Origin of the sequence: Algivirga pacifica, from assembly GCF_039543525.1 — a bacterium.
GTDB lineage: Bacteria > Bacteroidota > Bacteroidia > Cytophagales > Flammeovirgaceae > Algivirga > Algivirga pacifica.
This window is the reverse complement of record NZ_BAABJX010000017.1, coordinates 147,969-168,716: the sequence shown is the minus strand read 5'-3', so window position 1 is coordinate 168,716 and position 20,748 is coordinate 147,969. Positions and strand designations below refer to the sequence as shown.

The 20,748-nt window shown below is 41.8% G+C and carries 10 protein-coding genes; 3 read left to right on the top strand and 7 right to left on the bottom strand.

Features of this window, described 5'->3' with window-relative positions; all coding sequences use genetic code 11:
* The first annotated feature begins 157 nt into the window (after nucleotides 1-157).
* The 3 genes from ABD985_RS04820 to ABD985_RS04810 all read left to right on the top strand — a co-directional run bounded on the left by ABD985_RS04820 (nucleotide 158) and on the right by ABD985_RS04810 (nucleotide 4,299).
* The gene (locus tag ABD985_RS04820; protein WP_345369660.1) at nucleotides 158-2,077 is read left to right on the top strand and encodes a DUF3604 domain-containing protein; all 1,920 of its coding nucleotides are present in this window, start codon (nucleotides 158-160) and stop codon (nucleotides 2,075-2,077) included.
* A 249-nt stretch (nucleotides 2,078-2,326) separates the two neighbouring features.
* Complete coding sequence (locus ABD985_RS04815; RefSeq protein WP_345369658.1) at nucleotides 2,327-3,169, top strand: peptidyl-prolyl cis-trans isomerase; 843 nt, start codon at nucleotides 2,327-2,329, stop codon at nucleotides 3,167-3,169.
* Nucleotides 3,170-3,294: 125 nt separating this feature from the next.
* Nucleotides 3,295-4,299, top strand: a complete 1,005-nt coding sequence (locus ABD985_RS04810; RefSeq protein WP_345369656.1) for a HupE/UreJ family protein — start codon at nucleotides 3,295-3,297, stop codon at nucleotides 4,297-4,299.
* 131 nt (nucleotides 4,300-4,430) lie between these two features.
* Here ABD985_RS04810 and ABD985_RS04805 read toward each other — a convergent pair whose 3' ends face one another.
* The 7 genes from ABD985_RS04805 to ABD985_RS04775 form a co-directional block, all read right to left on the bottom strand.
* Entirely contained in the window at nucleotides 4,431-4,895 is a 465-nt protein-coding gene (locus ABD985_RS04805; protein WP_345369655.1) for a MaoC family dehydratase, read from the bottom strand.
* Between the two features lie 368 nt (nucleotides 4,896-5,263).
* Complete coding sequence (locus ABD985_RS04800; RefSeq protein WP_345369654.1) at nucleotides 5,264-7,420, bottom strand: S-layer homology domain-containing protein; 2,157 nt, start codon at nucleotides 7,418-7,420, stop codon at nucleotides 5,264-5,266.
* 523 nt (nucleotides 7,421-7,943) lie between these two features.
* Nucleotides 7,944-8,906 (bottom strand): GIN domain-containing protein, encoded by a 963-nt coding sequence (locus ABD985_RS04795; RefSeq protein WP_345369652.1) that lies wholly within the window; start codon nucleotides 8,904-8,906, stop codon nucleotides 7,944-7,946.
* A gap of 247 nt (nucleotides 8,907-9,153) precedes the next feature.
* Nucleotides 9,154-11,136 (bottom strand): DUF3857 domain-containing protein, encoded by a 1,983-nt coding sequence (locus tag ABD985_RS04790; RefSeq protein ID WP_345369651.1) that lies wholly within the window; start codon nucleotides 11,134-11,136, stop codon nucleotides 9,154-9,156.
* Nucleotides 11,137-11,178: 42 nt separating this feature from the next.
* On the bottom strand, nucleotides 11,179-13,128 hold the full coding sequence (locus ABD985_RS04785; protein WP_345369649.1) for a DUF3857 domain-containing protein: 1,950 nt from the start codon (nucleotides 13,126-13,128) through the stop codon (nucleotides 11,179-11,181).
* Nucleotides 13,129-13,435: 307 nt separating this feature from the next.
* Nucleotides 13,436-18,367, bottom strand: a complete 4,932-nt coding sequence (locus tag ABD985_RS04780) for a DNA repair ATPase (RefSeq protein ID WP_345369647.1) — start codon at nucleotides 18,365-18,367, stop codon at nucleotides 13,436-13,438.
* Nucleotides 18,368-18,605: 238 nt separating this feature from the next.
* On the bottom strand, nucleotides 18,606-20,735 hold the full coding sequence (locus ABD985_RS04775; protein WP_345369645.1) for a flotillin family protein: 2,130 nt from the start codon (nucleotides 20,733-20,735) through the stop codon (nucleotides 18,606-18,608).
* Nucleotides 20,736-20,748 lie beyond the last annotated feature (13 nt).

Sequence of the window (20,748 nt, the reverse complement as noted above, 5' to 3'; positions counted from 1 at the left end):
AATGGTTGATTTTACTCTAGAGTCTCCTGTATCCAATAAAGGCACCTTGATAAGGTGTCTCTACGAGTTTTTTGATTATTATTTTTTGGATAATTACATGACATTGTGGAGATTACTCTAATAAACCCAAGTTTAGCTTATTATCCTTACCATTACCATGAACAAACCCTTATCGCTGTTAAGTATATTCCTCTTAGGGTGTATACTTCCATTAAACGCACAAATCACTCCGAGCAAGGAGTCTTTGTCCGGCATGTATCCGGGAAAATCCTACTCCCCTTATGCTTCCCGTAACTTCTCTGACAAAGTTTATTGGGGAGACACCCACCTGCATACCCGTCTATCTGCCGATGCCGGACTCTTTGGCAATACCTTGGGACTAGCGGAAGCATTCCGATTTGCCAGAGGGGAAGAGGTGGTTGCCTCTACCAATCAACCCGTTCGATTATCCAGACCTTTGGATTGGCTTGTGATTGCAGATCACTCCGATATGATGGGATTTTCGGAAGATATTGCTAAAGGAGCCTCCAATGTATTGGCCTATCCAGAAGGAAAAAAATGGTATGAGGGACTGCAAGCGGGAGGAGATAATGCCGCCGATGCCGCCATTGACCTAATTACTAATTTCTCCCAAGGAACCTTACCAGAAGGACTAGTCAAGGAATACTCTCCTGGCTCCAAGGTCTATGCCTCTGTCTGGAATCGGGTGATCAAAACGGCTGAGGAATTTAACGACCCTGGAAAATTCACCACGATTATTGGTTTTGAGTGGACTTCTCTGGTCAAAGGAAATAACCTTCACCGTAACGTATTGCTTCGGGATGGAGCGGAACGTGCTAAACAGGTGATGCCTATGGTCACGCAACCTCCTGTAGGTTCTACAGATCCCTTAGACCTTTATGCCTGGCTAGAGAACTATGAGAAAACAACGGGGGGCTCTGCTTTTGCTATTGCACATAACGGAAACCTTTCTAATGGTCTCATGTTTCCCATGGACGAGCAATATACCGGAAAGAAAATCGATGAAAATTATGTTCGCTTAAGAGCAAAATGGGAGCCTCTATATGAGTGGACGCAGATCAAGGGGGATGGAGAAACCCACCCTATTCTATCGCCTGCTGATGAGTTTGCAGATTATGAAACCTGGGATGTCGGCAACCTGGATTTAACCCAGAAGAAAACAGAGGAGATGCTTGCTGGAGAATACGCAAGAGAAGCCTTGAAGAATGGTTTGCTGTTGGAGAAAAAGCTTGGCGTGAATCCTTATAAATTTGGATCGGTGGGCTCCACCGATAGTCATACCTCCCTATCAACAGCAGAAGAAGACAACTTCTTTGGAAAGGCTACCAGTGCAGAACCTTCTCCTAAACGTATGCACCATCCTTTTGTCAAAACCGATATAGGGGTTTACGAGGGGTATGAACTCGTATCTTCCGGCTATACCGGCGTATGGGCCAAAGAAAATACCCGGGAAGCGATCTGGGATGCCCTTGCCCGCAAAGAGGTATATGCCACGACAGGTCCAAGAATGATCCTTCGTTTCTTTGGAGGATGGGACTTTAACGAAAATGATATCAATAGCCGTAACCCTGCCTTTGCTGGCTACCAAAAAGGTGTTCCTATGGGAGGGGACCTACGTTCTAAGGGTCAGAAAGGAAGTCCGACCTTTATGATCTATGCCCTTAAGGACCCTATAGGTGCTAACCTGGACCGTATTCAAGTCATTAAAGGGTGGGTAGACAAGCAAGGAAATACACAGGAAAAAGTCTATGATGTGGTATGGTCTGGCGACCGCAAACCCGATAAAAAAGGAAAGCTTCCTGCTGTAGGTAATACCGTTGACCTCAAAAGTGCCACCTGGACCAACACTATCGGTGCTTCTGAACTAGCCACGGTATGGAAAGACCCTGACTTTGATCCATCCCTTAAAGCTTTCTACTACGTAAGGGTGCTGGAAATTCCTACTCCTCGATGGATTGTCTATGATGCCTTTCGTTATGGTATAGACTTACCGAAAGAAGCTGAAACTAGCGGGCAGGAACGTGCTTATAGTAGCCCAATCTGGTATACCCCTTGATAGTGGTATGGAATCCGTTATGCGGCATCTCGAATTTCACCTTCAATAGGTTGAGCACTTTTGTTCATATTGTTTAGTTGAGCTTCGCTCGTTCATGTTGTTTAGTTGAAAAATGATCTTATCAGAGCTCTATTCAACTCAACTAAACAACATGAACACACGAAGTGTAATTAAACAATATGAACAAATAAATTATCGTGAATTAGCAAGCAGCATCCAACCCAAAGACTTCTACTTATGATAAAACTGATGAAAGAACCCCTATTCCACTTCTTACTTATAGGGGCAGTATTATTTTTCGTTTATGATAGAACACAAGAAACGCATACTGAAGAGAAGCAAATCGTGATTGACGACAATCACCTCAACCATCTGATTTCTTTGTGGCAACTCAAATGGCAACGTCCTCCTACTCAAGAAGAACTCAATGGCATCGTTCAAAAATATATTCGACAGGAAATCCTTTACAGGGAAGCTTTGCGGATGAACCTGGACCATAATGATGAGATGATCAAAAGCCGATTGGCTCAAAAAATGGAATTCCTATCTGATGACCTTACTACTTTATCCGATCCAGTAACGGATGAAACCTTGAAAGGGTATTATACCTCAAACCAAAGCAGCTATCAAAGTCCTGAAACCTATAGCTTTTATCAAGTGGTTTTCTCCGAAGATCGGTACAAAGAGCCTATGCGAGAAGCAAAACGCCTATTGCGTAATATGCCAGATGCTTCTCCTGAAGTTCTGCATGCCTATGGCAGTCTGCGTGCGCTTCCTTTCTTTATTCAAGAACAAAATAAACAACAGGTCGAGAATACTTTCGGAGGATCGCTTCATCAAGCACTTTCAAAACTGCCTACGGAACAGTGGTATGGACCAGTACAATCTGCCTATGGAACACATATCCTCTATCTTACCCAAAAAACGCCTCCAAAAGACCTTCCCTTTGAGCAAGTCAAAAAAGTCTTGCAAAGAGACTATGAGTATAATCGGGCTCAACAAAACCGTGAAGCGATGTATGAGCAAATGAAAAATAATTATAAGATAAAAATAGAAACGGAACTTTACTCAGCAGTGAGCAGTGAGCAGTGAGCAGTGAGCAGTGAGCAGTGAGCAGTGAGCAGTGAGCAGTGAGCAGTGAGCAGTGAGCAGTGAGCAGTGAGCAGTGAGCAAATTATTTAAACGGTAACCGTTAAGCAATAACCGATAAACACAATATGAAACAGACCTCCCCCCTTCTTCACCTTTTCTCATTGATAATCCTTTTACTGATTACTTCTATATCTCTAAGCGATGCCCATGAACTTCGCCCTGCCTATTTGCATATCACTCAAAGTAATGATAGTACCTATAAAGTGATGTGGAAAGTCCCCCGAAAAGGAGATATGGTGCTTCGTTTACAACCTGTTTTTGCACCTTCTTTTCAACTGCAAGCCTCTGCTGTGCCTCAGGCTATTGAAGGTGCTTTACTCTATACCTATGAACTGAAAGGAAGCACTCCTTTAATGGGCACCACACTACATATTGATCAGTTGGACAAAACCATGGTCGATGTGCTTGTCAATGCTACTTTTCTCAATGGGGAAAACATAACACTCCTACTTAATCCCAAGCAAACAAGTGCCCTATTACCCTCCTCTCCAAATAGTAAGGAGGTGATTTACAACTACAGTATACTTGGTATAGAACATATTTGGGAGGGCATTGACCATCTCTTATTTGTCTTGGCTTTAATGATTATTACGAAAGGATTCAGTAAAATTCTAAAAACCATTACAGCCTTTACGATTGCCCATAGCATCACGCTAAGTCTAGCCACCTTGGGATGGGTGAGTATTCCAGGACCTCCGGTAGAAGCTACAATTGCATTAAGTATTGTTTTTCTGGCCGTAGAAATTCTAAAAAATAAGGAAGGAAAATCAACCCTCAGTAGCCGAAAGCCATGGCTCGTTGCTTTTTCTTTTGGACTATTGCATGGATTTGGATTTGCGGGGGCACTATCGGAAGTGGGAGTACCTCAATCAGCGATTCCTTTAGCACTAGCCTTTTTTAATATAGGTGTAGAACTGGGACAAATCGCATTTGTCATTGTGGTGCTGGCAGGGATCAAGTTACTGCTTCTTTACAAGCACTGGCCCGTTTATCTACAAAAGGTTCCTGCCTATGGGATTGGCATTATGGCATCCTTTTGGTTGGTGGAGCGAGTGATCAATTTTTGGTGACCCACGGCGTTGCCGTGGGCTATTTACATTTCATTGCCGTGGGCTATTTGAATTTCATTTCGTTGCCGTGGGCTATTTATAATTTACGGCGGTGCCGTGGGCTAGCCCATGGCATCGCCATGGGTCAATTATTAGTCGTTGAAATGGTAAAGTAGTACAAGGATACCAGAGTACGCTGGTTTTCTTTGTCCTTCGATTTCCAATTTCACATCTACCTCAATTTTTACTACACCTCTCAAGTTAGCAATAGAATGCAAGCTTGCTTTCAGTCTTACACGGTCATTTACCTTTACAGGCTGTGCAAAACGTAGCTTCTCTACGCCATAGTTCACCATCATCTTTAGGTTCTCTGCCTGCAAGATTTGGTTCCATAGGTGAGGCACCAATGACAAGGTCAAGTATCCATGTGCAATGGTTGTTCCGAAGGCACTTTCTTTCTCCGCTCTCTCCGGCTGCGTGTGTATCCACTGATCATCCAGGGTTGCATCCGCAAATTTATTGATCTGCTCCTGTGTGATTTGTAAATACTCTGAAACGCCTAATTCCTGCCCTTCATATTGTTTAAATTCCTCAAAGCTTCTTACAGTAATACTCATTGTGTTCAATCAGTTTTGTGACCTTCCGGTAAAAAAAATATTTTAAAGTAAAAGCTCTTCCTCTGAGCAGGAAGAACTTATCTCCAAAAGACCAGTATTGTACTTAATAGGTCTCTAGTAGCATTTTTTATTTCTGCCGCCTAAAATAATAAAGTCAGCAAAGAAAAAGACATGTTTCTGTAAAAAAAGCGGAATCACACTAATCTGGGGATGTTTAGTTGAATCGTTGAATCGTTGAATTTTATCTTCGATAAGTTGAATCGAGTTGAACCGTTGATTGATATTTATTGAGGCCAATCAACGGTTCAACTCGAATCAACAAGCAAAGCTTAATTCAACGATTCAACGATTCAACATTACGAATAAGCTTAATTGCCTTGCGTAAAGACTATCTCATGTAGCCATACGTACCCATCAGGCGCAAACGCATCTCGGATAGCATCCTTATGGTAACGGGTCAGTTTTCCCGCTGTTGATGTATTGGTATAGCCGGAGCTGTACGGCACCTGATTCCATTTTCCGTAAGGGTCGTGTACGGTATAATATTCTCCGTCAAATCCTAAGAATACAATCAAGTGTCCATACCCTGTCGTATATCCGTGAGCTACGACAGGTTTTCCTTCTGCCACCAATTGTTGCAATTGCTGTATGGTCCCCGTTGTTGTTCCCTGGTCCCTCACATTCAAACCAAAATAAGCCGCTTCAGAATTAAACACTGTTTCAAAACCAGATACAGTTTGTGCCTGACTTGTCCCATAATAGTTGGATATCTCATCAGGTGTCACATTAGCTCCATAGTAACGTAATACCATAGCCATACCCGTATTTTGGCAAGACCCAGAAGGGTTAACACTGTTATTCAACTGATAGAAATAGGGCACTCCTTCAATATACCCTGCTGAACTACCGCCACCTCCAGCACATGTAATTGTTGATTCTACCGTATAAGCATTGGTATATGCCGGAGCATTTCCTTCTAATACCATTAACTGATACAAGGCGGTTACGGCCTCTCCCCTGTAAGCTGCCTCCATCGGATATAGGCTTGTTTTTGTAGGGTAATTAGCCACTAATTTATTGTTGGTAGCATCTGCTACACCTCCTTTGGCCCAAGAAGATATACTCCCTTTGTCCGTATACTCATCCAATAACGCCTCACAACCTGCTACTATATTTTCATTTCCTGCTAGCGATACAAACAGTTGCTCACGGGTGATTTGATCGTTAGGCCTGAAAGTACCATCCGCATACCCCGAAAGATAGCCTGCTCTTGCGGCTTGCAATATTTTAGCTTCTGCCCAATGTCCACTGATATCATTAAAACTTCTGCTGGCATATTCTGGTTTTTGAGCAGGATTAAGTGTTGCTACAATCATACTCGCAAATTCTGCTCTTGTCAAAGTGTTATCAGGTTTAAAGGAACCGTCTCCATATCCAGACATATACCCATTATCGATCATATAGCTAATTTCAACACTTGCCCAGTGCTCATCATAATCGGTCGGTGTTCCAGCCCCTGATCCTGCTCCAGACTCATACCCCATATCCTGTTGCCAATTTAACTGCTCCAAAGTATTCCAGATACTTAACGGAGACTCTCCCCCCGGTATTCTCCAAATAGAGGTTTCCGCCCCTGAAGCAGCAATAAACTCATTCATCTGAGCCGCCGTAATGTTATCATATTCGTTACTTACAATATGGTGAATAGGTTTAACACAGCCCTGATCTCTATACTCCTGCGTACCGTAGTTTACCCAATAAGTCGCATTAGACATATATGAACTTCCCCAAACCTCCAGGTAAGTCTGCGGCATATGAGCATCCACATATTGATCGATGATATCCACTCGCATACCATGATCCACGGGGTTACCCCAGGAAGTACAGTATAGCTTAAAGTCATTAGTCGTATGTCCATCGGTTACCGCCTGACTGATAGCCTCCCTAAACTCTCCCAAAATGGCATGTAGTTCTGTAGACTTCCCATCAAACTCAATCTCTATATCGGTCACATATCCTTCATACCCCGTTTTAGCTGCCTGATAAACGATGTCTGCTTGAGCCTCTACGTTCCCTGGATAATTATACCCCCAAGCCCATGTCTCTATACCTCTGGCTTTATAGGTTTGCACCAAGTTTGTATTGGTAGCTTCTGCCCATTGATTGGTTCCGTCTCCTACCTTTACATAAATTCTATTGACTCCCATAGAAGCTAGTTGATCGGCTAATTGCGCATGAGAAGAATACCCTGTCCCTTCAATATACCATAGCCATACTCCTAGCGCATTGTTTCCTCCCAAAGCTGTACGGGCATTTGAGGAAAGATCACTAGTCTTTGGACGAGTTGTATTTGCTAATGGTGGAGTTTCTTGCTCTACAGTTGGTCGGTCATGTCGTTTGGTAACAAGACTTACCTTCTCCTGTACTTGAACAAGAGGCATTTCTTGTTCTTTGACACAACTTGTAAAAGTCATCAATAAGATTGTAATGATGCTTAGTGTTCTGGTGTTGATCCAAAATTGCATAAGTGTTTGTTGTGGGTTTTAAGACATGCATGCGTTCAATAAAGGCAATAGGAGATCAGTTGACAAAACGGGCCTTTTTTGTCAATGCATGTCGATAAAGTAAATAATAAGTGTACTTCAATGAATATTCAAAACCTATCGGAAAGGGTTTTGAAATGGGTTACTTTTAATTTTGATATACATAATTTATAAAAAATTAATCCTCACATAAAAAATATACACCTATTAAATCACTACAAATCACTGTATTCAGGGATCAGGAAGTATTAAAAGAAGATTTTTATGATAAAATTTTACTTTAATTCATTTTTATTACAAAATATTTCAACAAAAAGACCTTTACATATATTTTATTTATCACAACAAAATTATCATATAGACAAATAAAAATGAAAAACTCCCTGCATACAGGGAGGTAAATTGTATAAATCACACTTTAAGTCTATTAATATCTTCGTTATTGAATAAAAAAAGGATCTCAACCCTGAAACCCTGATGTATTCATTGTAAATTTTTCAACAACCTATTCCTGATGTACCAAGAGCTTAGATACTTGTGGATTCCCCAAGTAATGCACAGAGCCTTTCCCCTTGATTTCCATGGACAACGTTTGAAGAATATACATTTTCAGATTCCCACTTCCTTTTTTATGCAGTAGGCAATGGTTCACTTTCAAGCCTTCCAAATTTACATGACCTTCTCCTGAAACCTGTAGATTCATTTGCTCTACTTCTCCACTCAATTGCACATCTCCCTCCTTGCTTTTGTTTAGTGTTAGCTCCATGGCTTTCATCTTACCCGACAAATTAGCCTCATTAGCTAATCGTAGACCAGCTTCCTTTGCCTCAAGATCCAAGTCAATAGTTCCTTCATCTTGTACGATCACTTGCACCTTCTCTACCTTGGAGTTTAACTGCAACCTACCAGTTCCATACTTCTCTATTATCGTATAACCACCTTCGGTTTTCATAGTGACCTCAGATACTCCTTTCTGTACCAGGCGTGCTTCTTTAGCATGAATTGATAAGTCGTGAATGCCTTCTCCATTAATTCCGACAAGTAACACCTCCGCGATAACCTTACCTATCAGATCCCCATTTCCAAATTTATGCATGGTGAGTGAGGATTTTCCCAGGCACTCTTGTAAGCGAACATCGCCATCCCCTATGATTTCCAGTTTTTGTAAATCTGGTAACTCCAAGAGTATCGCTTTGTGCTTTAATAAAGGCTGAGGGATATTATCTTTTAATCGTATAGCAAGTGTGCCATCCTGATGGTTGAGTTCCACGAAGTTTCTCACCCGAGCGTCCATCGTTATGGCTGCTATTGGATGATACTGAATTATATAATTTCCATCTCCGTGAATTTTGATACTATGAAACGGTATTTTGTTAATATTTAAGGCTACATCATTGGTTTGATTTTGTCCAACGCCTTCTATACTCACAAGAAGGCTTAAGACAAAACATAAGCTTAAGGATTTCATGGTTACTTGGGCTTTTTTAAAGCTGTTGGGTTGGTTAATTGTATCACAGGGCTGTACCCCGCAGTATAGTAATCCTTTATTTCTCAAGGACATAAGATCTTATCTGGAATACTGATTTAGAAAGAAAATTCCTCTAATCACCATTCCAAACAAACTCTAATGCATAATTACAAAAAAGTGCGCTAACGAGAAGTCGTTAGCGCACTTTTTTATGATCTAAATAAAATATAGCGTCATTAATTTCTAATTATATATCTACTTTCTCCATCACAATTTTCTTGTTACTGTAATCCAACAGTAAATCAAAGAACTGCTTCAGGTTTGGATAGAAATCCTGATGCATATACGTATTATTGATATCTACCTTCATACGTACCGTTAGAATCCCCGCATTCTCATTAGCCACATAGACTACCTTTCCTACATTCGCTGGCAGTCGGGCAGCTGTTCCTTTGGGTTGATCTGCGATACGATACCCTTTCGGTATTTTAACCGTCATTACATAATTAAAATGCCACGGGCTATCAAATTCTATTGGGAATAATCGTTGTTCTTGTGTAAAAGGGTTATCCTTGAATATCGTAGGTGCTACGGCCTCCAGGTAGATGTTTCCTGTTTCCTCAGTCAATGGGTCTGCTTTCCACTCCAAGCTAAGGGTTACATCCTCATTCACATTTTCAAGGTCAGACAATTCAGCATTCACAACCTCAAACCCTTGCAGCATAAACTCTTCATCATCTTCGTCCTCGGTTGCATCCTCCTCATCTTCCTCCTCATCTTCCTCCTCGTCTTCGTCCTCATCCTCTTCTTCTTCCAGTGCTTCTTTTTCTTTCAACAGCTCTTTTCTCTTATCGTAAGCATCGTATCCTTGGTAGCTAATTTTGGCCTTACAGGTTGGTTCCTCTCCTGTATAGTCCATCTGAAAGTACATATTCACCATACTTCTCTCATCCGTCGCTACCTCTCCCCAGAAGCTTCCTGAGCGTTCAAAAGCAAATGTCTTAGTCGTTAGCAAGTTTTGGTGAGGCAAGTTCCATGGAAGTTTCGGATGTGTGGTATCTATATACCATTGTTTCCCATCCACAACAACACTTGCCAATAGGTTATTGAAAGCATCAAACATAGGAATATGTTCGAAAATCATTCCATGTGTACGCGTACTGTTCGCCACCCACTCAGCCTGTAAACCTGCCACCTCGCACAAGCCTTTCATCAAGGCGTTCAGTTCTGCGGAGCTTCCTTTTTTACTTACTAGCAACTCTGATAAAGATTGTGAAGGGTAAAGATCATACTTCTCGTCCCATTTGAAGTGTGTTGTTACATAAGCATAAAGCTTTGACACTTTTACTTGCTCAGAATCATCATCTTGCACAATCTCTTCTACAATCTTTTTGTATTTCCCTTTCCGATTGTAACTATAAAATGCGTCTGCTAGACGTGTTGATTTCGCTATTTGATTCCAATTATTACCGAATTCCTTGTCGTAGCCTTGATTTGTCCTGTAGGAATTAAGCTGAATTGAAAGCTGGAGTCGATAATCATCCTCGCAAAAAAGAAAATCCACATCCTTCATTGAAGGTATTTTCTCTAACTCCCAAGCATTAATATTATTCTTACCCATATACTTTAAGGATAAGCGATGACCTTGTGTCTTTATCTTATACCCCAAGTAATCTGGGTAAGTAAATTTAATATGGCTGAACTCTGTAGGCATCTTCTCACTTTGAAAATACCATGGATCAGGCATAACAATATTCTTGTCTCTTACTCGATATTTATACTCTAAAATTGCCCCTTTCTGTGCCTGAGGAAAAGTGAATTTCACTAAAGTTATATTCTCATTTAGCTTCGTATAATATATATCTTTTTTATCTAGAGTATACTTCTGCAATTTACCATTGGGGTCTACAACCAACGTTTGAGCATGCAGTCCTGAAATGCGTTCTGTATCATCCTTAGTATAAATAGGAATAACAATATTAGCGTACTCTTCAGCGTCATCAGTTAAAAGCTTTATACGCTTATAGATATTTGTATGTATTTGATTACTTGAACCTATGAAATTATACTTCCCAACATGAAACAAAATAACCGCCTTAGCTTCAGGCTCAAATTCACATGTAGTATATTCTACATCTTCTTTAAATAGCCTACCCCATTTAGCCGTTTTAAACTGCCCAAAAGCCGTAGATAAAAAGCATAATAAAAGCAGTGTAATGATTAATCGCATTTGGTTAAAATTAAAAATGAAAAAAAATTGAATGAGCTCTAATTATAAATCCTTTTTAGGTGAGTCTTCTTCTTGTTTGTGAAAGGTCACCTTTTCTCGGTCTGCTTTTTTGACGCTTCTCAGGAACTCCACATATTCGTTGTATAGTTCGGGGGCATATACCCCTTTTTGAAGTGCCAGTTTTCTAGTATATGTTAGTTGGCTTCCCTCCACGTTATAGGTTGCCTCAAAGGTACCCATCGGACATTTCAACTGAATATCGGCAGGCTTATTTTCTAAACTATACCCCTCTGGCAGCTGCCATACCACGGTATCTACTTCTATATCTTCATTGTACTGATAGAAAGGGTTCTTTCTGTTCTTGGCTTTTTTAGGCGTGCTCGTCAGCGCATTGACTTGGTTGGGCGTAATGAAAAATCGTCCCACACTTTTCTCCACCATTAACCTGGATTCAAAATCTGTTTTCAAGTGGAATGTGGGGATTACATCCCGTTCCTCTTCCATCTCGATCTCACCAATCTCCATACTTTTCACCTCCAGCAAACGATTAATAAACTTGATTTGCTTTTCTCTTTCTTTTACCCCTAACATGAAGTAAAAATTATCATACATCATTCCAGTGGCATTTAACCAATAGGTACTTCTGGCAACTCCTTCCTCATCGAGCAACACTTCCATTTTTGAGCTCCATACATTCTCTTCTTGGGTATATCGCTTTGTTCTACCTAATTCCCCTCCTTCTTCTGTAATAAATAGTACATCACGGTCATCAGTAAACCCACCAATAAATCCGAAAGGTACGTCCTGACTGGTACACTCCAGAAACACCGTATCTTTGTCTAAGGGAACAGATAGGATAACATGATTAAATTGACTAGCAACAAATGTCGTATCGATAGGATTAGCATCACGCCCAGCCCTTACCAAAGTATAAACAGAGGGCACCCCCACTTCTTTCAATAATGAATAGGTATAATTTGTCAGCGCCTTACAATCTCCATACCCAGTACGGTATACTTGCTCTACGCTAAAAGGCTTGAAACCTCCTATACCTAATGACAAGTTTACATAATGGGTATTTTGCTGCACAAATTCGTAAACGGCTTTTGCTTTCTCTCTAGAGGTCTGTAACGTATCGGTTACGCTATGAATGGTGTATTTTAATTCTTCTGGAACGACGTCCTGTCCTTTGTTTAGCCCCCAGATCCACTTTCCAAAGGTCTTCCATGACGTATAATCTCCCTGATGGCCATCCATTGCAAAAACATTGGCTGCAAGTGTTACGCTAGGCAGCTGTTCAGCTATTGGGTAGCGCTTTTCAAACTTTCGTATCCCTTCTTCCTGCTCTAGCTTCCATACGTAGGTTTCTTTTCCTTCTTGTTTGGAAATCACAGGCTCTGGCGCCATTTCATTCTGTTTGTACTTCAATACTCCTGCAGGAGCCGTTACCTTATATATTGAAGATTCCACCCCCATCTTGCGATCAGAGAATCCAACCCAAGAAGGTAAAAACATGGTCGAATGCAGCACTTTCTCCTCTACAAACTCTACCGTATAGGGATAGGTCGTTCGCTTCAGGTCAACTACTTTTCTACGGTTATCATCAAACAAAGAAGTATGTCTGTAAGTCCCCTCATCCTTCATGTCCTTAGCCTTGATACGATCCAGCAAATCACCATTTTGATCATATACCCTGGCCTCTGCAAAGGATAATACTGTTTCGTTGTCATAGGTAAAGGCATGCTCCGCTAAATCTTCTGCTTTCTTATTGAAGATCGTGATGACATAATGGGTTTTGAAAAGAGCCTTTGTGGGTGTAATTACGTCTAGCTCCATCTCATCCACCCTGACCACGGAATATTTTCCTTTTTTGAGTTCAGGATCAATTTTACTGACAGCATATTGGGGTTTATCGCCGGAGTCGGCCATACTGTGGGTGATTAGGGAAAAAACTCCTACCAATGTAAGTAGTCCCCTTTGTATATAATTCATGAAAAAATTAATTGGTTAAAAAACAATTTGCTCTATAGGGTGAATAATTAACTATCATACTACTAGTCAGCTTTGTTGAATCGTTGAATTTCACCTTCGGTGAGTTGATTCGTTGATTCGAGTTGAATTGTTGTTTGATTACCTTAGTAAGGTTTCAATCAACGATTCAACGAGCAAAGCTCAATTCGAGACGCCGTGTAACGGATTCAACAAAGCTAGTTGGTAGTATGACAGTTATTTATTCATCGTTGACAATCACATTCCTACGAACCAAATATATAATCGCAAAACGTACAGAAGTTACGTTCTATTTTTTATTTTCGATGGCATTTTGAATGCCTTGCAACCCTATGGTCAATGCCTTGATTTGCTGCATGAGTTCCTGTGTTTGTGCCTGGTCTCCCAAGGTATTCACCTTCAGTTGCTCACAGAACTGCTGCTTGATACTCTCCCAACGTTGGGCTTCTCCCTCCGTCAACCACCCCATCATTTCTTTGAACTTAAGCATATTGGCTTCTGCTCCGGTCGTCAATGTTTGGGACTCTCCCTCATAATGGGATAGCAACAAGGTGTCCAACTCTTCTTCATTCATCACGGGAACGACCTTCTCTGCCAGCTTATTCATATTTCGATAAGACCCTTGCAACTTAAAGGCTGGCTCTGTTCGATAAGCATCCTCTTGAGCGGCAGAACGTACGTATTGCTGGTTCACCTTAAGTACTACGTCTTGTACTTTCAGCATCTTCTTCAATACATTGACATACTCATCCACGGCATCTCCAGAAAAGTTACTCTCAAACGTAATTCCTTCTCTACTTCCGGTACGGGCCACTTGTATCAAGTTGTATAGGTCTTCCTTACTCACCGTATTCAAACTACTTAACGTAGGATTGGAGGTAATGGAGTTCTCTATATAACTCAACTTAAAGGCCTCATCCGAATCACCGATAATCTCTCCCAGGTTATAGGTATCGGCACGGTTCGCCAACATATCCGGAATCTGGAACTTCTCTCCCGTTTCTGTATAAGGGTTCCCTGCCATAACTACACACACTTTCTTTCCTCTAAAATCATAGGTGCGAGTAATGCCTTTATAGACTCCCTCAATCTTTCGCTGCCCATCACAAAGGGAGATGAATTTCTGTAGCAACTCCGGATTACAGTGCTGAATATCATCCAGGTAAATCATTACATTATCCCCCATTTCAAAGGACAAATTAAGCTTTTCCAGCTCCTCTTTCGCTGTGGCATTCGGTGCTTCAGAAGGGTCCAAGGAAGTCACTTGATGCCCTATTGCCGGACCATTGATCTTCATAAATATGAGTCCCAACCTACTGGCTACGTACTCCATTAAAGTTGTTTTTCCATATCCCGGAGGAGATAATAATAATAACAGTCCCATCAAATCGGTACGCTTGTTCTCTCCTACCGTACCCATCTGCTTCGCCAGGTTATCACCCATCAATGGAAGGTATACTTCGTTGATCAGTTTATTACGAACAAAAGAAGATAATACCCTTGGCTTAAAGCTCTCCAACTTTACTGCCTTCTTAAAGGTCGTCACCAACTCATTTTTCACTTGTAAATAAGCATGGTACTGTGGTAATGTTCGCAACTCATAGGTCATCAAGCGGTCTATAAAAGCATTATAGTCCAACAAGTATTCTCCTTGTTGAATCACGGAATGATCCCCTGCCAATCCTTTTACCGTCTCACGTACCACTACTTCCTGCACATTGGAAGCCTCTACCTTTTCAGATAATAGCAAAGTGACGATCTCCTCTTTATACGGAGACAACTCTTCCCTACTATAAGTATCCAATGTGGTCATAAAAGCATTGACCCATCCTCTAAGTAAATCTACTTGATGTACTATTTTCGCCTGTTTTAATTTTTTAAGCGCACCCTCAAAATCCTTCTCTACTCTCTTTAATTTTAGGTATTTATAGAAATCAACATAGCAAGTATAAGCCTCTTTACTACTTACAAAATGATCCGTAGTGACCAACTGATGGAAAAGGTATTCGGCTGCCTGTTTAAGTACTGTGGTTTCAAATAAATCGGTCTCTGCAAGGAAAGTCGCGATCCCTGTTTCCAGATCAAACAACAGCTCTTTATATTCCTGCGCATCTGGAAATACCTGCAAGATCAGTCCTGCTCCTTCAATTCTATTTTTGAACAGTTGCTTTTCTTCTTTGCTCAAGAATTTTTCCCAGAACAGATAAGCACAAGCCCTGCTCGCTGGGCCATATCTCAGTAAGCCTATCTGTTGATAAATCGTCAAGAGTACTTTTAGTATTTGTAAAGCATCCTGATCATGTACCCCTTTGTTATAGCCTTCTTGATAACGAGGTGCCATAAACGTTTGTACCGACTTCAGTTGCTCACTCGTCTCCATCTCCAGAAAGTCTTGTACCGTATACGGCAACTGCTGTCCTATCATGGCTGTAAGCATCTGATAGGACAAGAACTCTCCCCTATACACCTCTTGATTTTCGGAAGGAAGACTTTGGTTCCATACGGAACGGGTATCCAGTAATGGCTTGTCCTCTATCTTTTCATAAAACTGGGTACCCGTCAGATGATAGAACATATCTTCCCCCTTCTGCACAATAGAAGCATCAAGTTCCTGGGTATTGATGGCAAAGTGGTGACGTCCCAGTTTGATGACATTCTCCCCCTCCACAAAAAGGTCTTGCTTGTCTTTCAATTGTCGGACGGCGTCCTCCTTTAAGGTTTTCAGCTGACTCTGTAAGTCCTCTGCCTTGTTGGATTCCTCCATTTCATGCAGCTTCTCAATCAAGTCCCTTACCTTATCCACCATCATATCGGCAGCAAAGTGGGCATTGATCTCTGCGATTTCCTTGAAGCCTTTTAGCTTATTGCCAATTCCTTTCAGGATACGTTCCGCTGCAGCAACCATAGCGGCGCTACGCTTATTCCTCGCTTCTTGTAACTGGGTCTTTCGGGTCTCAAAGGCAGAGTATACTTCCTCTCTCTTAGCCGAAAGTTCTTCCAAAAACTCCTCAAAGTCCGTAAACTTTCCTTCTACCTCTTCCAGTTGCACCATGATACGGGTCAGGTACTCCTCACATTTCTGAGGGGTATCTGCTACATCCAGGTAGTTCACGACAGATTGCCCCAACAACTTCATTTGGGCCTTGAACTCAGCAACCGCCTCCGTCCCCAGTAACTCTTTACGCTTGGCCTTCAAGCGAGCTTTTACGTGGTTGAGCTGTGCATAGATATCCGAAATATCGTCAATGATACGAGTGGTTTGTGTCGCATCCTCAATCTTAAGGTTGGAGACGATCTCAATCATCAACTCCAACTCTCCTCCCACATTGGCAATCTCATTGGCCGTTGCATCTGCCTCGGTTACTTTATCTACTTGTTCCGTTGCTTCCTGTACGGTAATCACCTTATCTCGATAAGGTTGCAGAGCTTCCTCTTCCAGTAGAAAGGATACGCACTTTTGGGAAAGTAGGTCTGTTTTCTCAGAAAGTTTCTTCTCATACCCCTCCAGCAATGCCAAGTCAATATAACGTACCTCCTTCAAGGAAATCGCTTCTCCTCTAAGGGTTCTTAATGAAATTAGACTTTGGACAAAATCATCGATATGTTGATAATGGTGACGTTCTACTTTTCGAAGCAGCTGTGTGGCTTGCTCTTCAAAAGCGTTGGTTTTTACGGCTGCTTCCTTTCGTTGACGTTCTACTTTTTCAAACTCCTCAATCGCCGTGGTGGCTGTAGTACGAATTTCCTCCAAAGAGGCCTGTAAGGTAAAAGCCTCTTCCTTGGCTGTCCAATAGTAGTTATCGGTGAGAGACATGGCTTGCTTCGCAATATCTGCGTACAATCCCTCATAAGAATCCTCTTTTCGACAAAGGTTTAATAAGGCATATCCATCGGCCATCCCCCTTACGATCTCCTTATTTCCCAACTTAAATAAGAAGCTATCGGCATGCTCCGTAGGTTGCACAAAATCAGGGTGACAGTAAGGCGTTTGCCATACCTGTATCCCATGGTTTTTCTTTGGTTCATTATCGGTCTTGAAATAGGCCAGTTCACCATTTCGGAAAAAAGAAAAACCATGACATACGATAGGTGCCTCTATTTCTTGTGCAATGACATTATAGGACAAGAGTACATACTCCCCTAATACCGGTTGGTAAAATACGTACAAATGATCTTCTCCATTGGGAGAATGCATCCGACGCTCAAAATGTAACCCCGTGAGCTCACTATCAAATTCTTTATAATCTCCTGTTTGCAGGTAATATCCATTGGAAAAAACAATTCCCTGATCATCCGGCAAAAGGACACAAGCATCTTCTATGGCATCAATGCGTTTCGCTGTTTTCAGCTTCTCATTGAATACGATATAACGCCATTGTTTTTCCTGAAATGGTCTAATCTTCAACAGAATCAGATTTCCCAGATCCGCATAGTAAATATCCGCATCATCCAGTGTCTGTTCCTTTAGCTCTACTTCCTCTGCATAGATTCCCTCTCCAGTATCCGTATTGTCTTCCACCTTTATGGTCAGGTCACCTCCTACAGTTTCTACGAATACCCTATCCTCAATAGAGATATGAGGGTGTGCCCCTTCCCTATGAAAATCTCGGGAGGTTCGTTTCCACTCAAACTCATGCTGTCGGGGGTACTGTATTTCGTGGTCGCTACGGTTATCCACGTACGTCAATCCGTCAGCTTGTAGTAACCACTTGAAGGCCTTAATATCTTTAGCCGTTTTTCCAATCTGGAAAACCATGTACAGATGTGGTCCCTGCACAAAAAACTTGGAGAATACGGTATCCTTATAATACTTATAGAGCTCTGTAAAGTCTTTGTGAAATGCCTCTACACTTAATCCTCCTAGCTCTTTGGGGTGAAAGGAATGGTCTTCTTTTCTATATTCATAAATACTAAAAACATCCTTGAGTGCCACCTCTTGCTTTAAGCCCATGTGCACATTATACCCAAACAGAAACAAGCCATTGGACAAAGGCACCATATCACGAGGCACACAGTTATGGTCCGTGGCAATACGCTCGGTGGCAATCAAGCGAGCTTCCATCGCCCCGAAGACTTCTTTCCGGGCTTCGTTTAACTGCTGTAAACGCTGCTGTAAGCCATCTGCCTGTACATTTAATCGTTTTCGGAGTATTTCATAGGTCCCAGCATCTAAGATCTGGGAATTTTCGGTAGCTGAGGGAGTAGTACTTGTTGTTTCCATAGCGTTATGCGATGTGTTTTATTGGTAGAATGGTAGCATTCTTGAGCGTGGACGCTCAATTGATGGTTTGGTCTTTGCGAGGACGCAAAGACCAGTAATGTGAAACTGGAGGCTGGAGCCTCCGTGAAATCGCTGGTGGGTCGTAGGCTGGAGCCTACGACCAGTTATCAGCGTGGACGCTACGACCAGTTATCAGCCTACGACCAGTTATCATTAAACAATTCAACGATTCAACACCTTACCTTAACCAGTCTCCTACCAGTGATTGAGAAACCCCCATGTCAGTGGCATTCTTCAAGGCTGATTGCAAAACATTCTGTTGTTGCTTGTCCTCTGTCATGTTGGACATCTTGTTTAGCAGGGCAGCGATACTCAGGTTTTTGATATCCTCTGTACCCAAGCCGAACTGATCAATATACCCTCTTACTTTTTCGATCACATTTCCATTCTCTCCATTCAGCAGATTTGCTTTCACTTCCTGCATCGTCTCACTATTGCTCATGAACTTATCTACGGATTTACCCATGGAGATTGATCCCATGATACGATCAAGGAAGGCTGCTTCTCCACCAACAATATCAATATTCGCTGATTTCATAGCCTCTGCCATTACACCTGCCTGTGCTTGTGTAAGCTCACGCTGCATTTCCAATTGTGCCAAGGCTACTTCTTTCTCTGTATTCAGTTTCAACTTGAATTGCTCCAGGGCAATGGTTGCATTGTCCAGGTGCTTCATCGCTTCGGCTTCGGCTTCTATACGTTGTGCCTCCACCATTGCTTTCTCTTTCAGTACCAATGCTTCTGCCAGTCCTTCCTGCTCGATTGCCTTGGCTTTCACTTCCATACCTTCTGCTTCTGCAATCATCAATAGTTTTGTATTGCTTGCTTCTGCCTCTCCCATTTGCTTCTTTGCTTCGGCTTCGGCCTCTGCATTGAGTGCAATACCTTTTGCTTCTGCTTCTGCTTCTTTTTCTTTGGCTGCGGCTCTTGCCTCTATTACTTGTGCTTCTGCCAATCCTTGTGCTGCAATCTCTGCTGATTTCGCCTCTGCCAGAATCTTCATGGACTCCGCTTTTTGTGTAGACGTCTGGTATTCTGTTTCGGCCTCTACTTTCTTCTGCTCTGCAATCAACTTAGCAGCTTCTTTCGCAGCTTCTGCCGCCTTCATTTGCTGCACTAGCCCTTCTTCTGCTTTTTGCTCTGCTTCTTTGATGGCCACAGCTTTCTTACGATCTGCCTCAGCCAATGCCTGTGTATCCTTGATACGCTCTTCCTCCATCACCACGGCCTTCTGTACAGCAATACGTTCACGAATAACATCCTGAATACTCTTACGCTCTTCTTCCAGCGCTCTTTCTTTTTCAATTTTCGCTAGCTCTACCACACGCTCACGCTCATTCATTGCAAGCTCACGCTCTTTCTCTATACGCTCATTTTCAAGCGCTTCCGTTCTTTCCTTATTTTTTTCAGCAACAAGCACTTGTCTTTTCTTATTTTCCTCCAACACTTCCAGTTCTTCATCAGACTGTATACGTGCTTGCTCTGCTTTTAAACGTTCTTCCTGTTCTACCCTTTCTGATGAAGAGCGTTCCCTTGCCCTCACTTCTGCAATCTCCCTGCGTTGTTTTTCCTCTGCTTCAATTTGTTGTCTTTCCAGAGCCAAAACAGCTTCCTTACCCTCTACATCCTGCTTCTTGATGCGTTTCATCTCATCGTTCTTCACCAGGTTTGCCTGAATCTTTTGGGCAGCAGTAAGGTCCGTGATTTTCTTGATGCCTTCTGCATCCAGAATATTATCCGGATCAAGGTATTCTAAAGGAGTCTGCTCTAAGTAATCTATCGCACAATCATCTAAAACATATCCGTTTAGATCAGTACCAATAATATTGATTACTTCTTGCTTGAACTCATCTCTTGAGCTGTATAGATCTACAAACTCAAATCGTTTACCGACCGTCTTCAGGGCTTCCGAGAACTTGGATTCAAAAATAGTTTCCAGTAAGTCTTTATCTGAAGCACGCTCACAACCTATAGTCTGTGCTACGTTAGCGACATCTTTCTCATCATTATTGACCCTAACATAGAAAGCTACACGAATATCTGCTCTCATATTATCCCTACAAATCAAGCCTTGTTTTCCTTCACGATTAATTTCAATCGTTTTTAGGGAGATATCCATCACCTCTGACTTATGGATCACAGGCACAACAATAATTCCTTGAAAAGAGACTTTCAAGCCCCCCATACCGGTACGAACTAATGCCTTACCTTGAGGTACCTTCTTATAGAATTTAGCAATCATGGCTAGTGTACCAAAAACAATCAGTACAACCATACCGACACTAATGAGTAATCCTTCTTGTATCATGTTTAAATGTAAT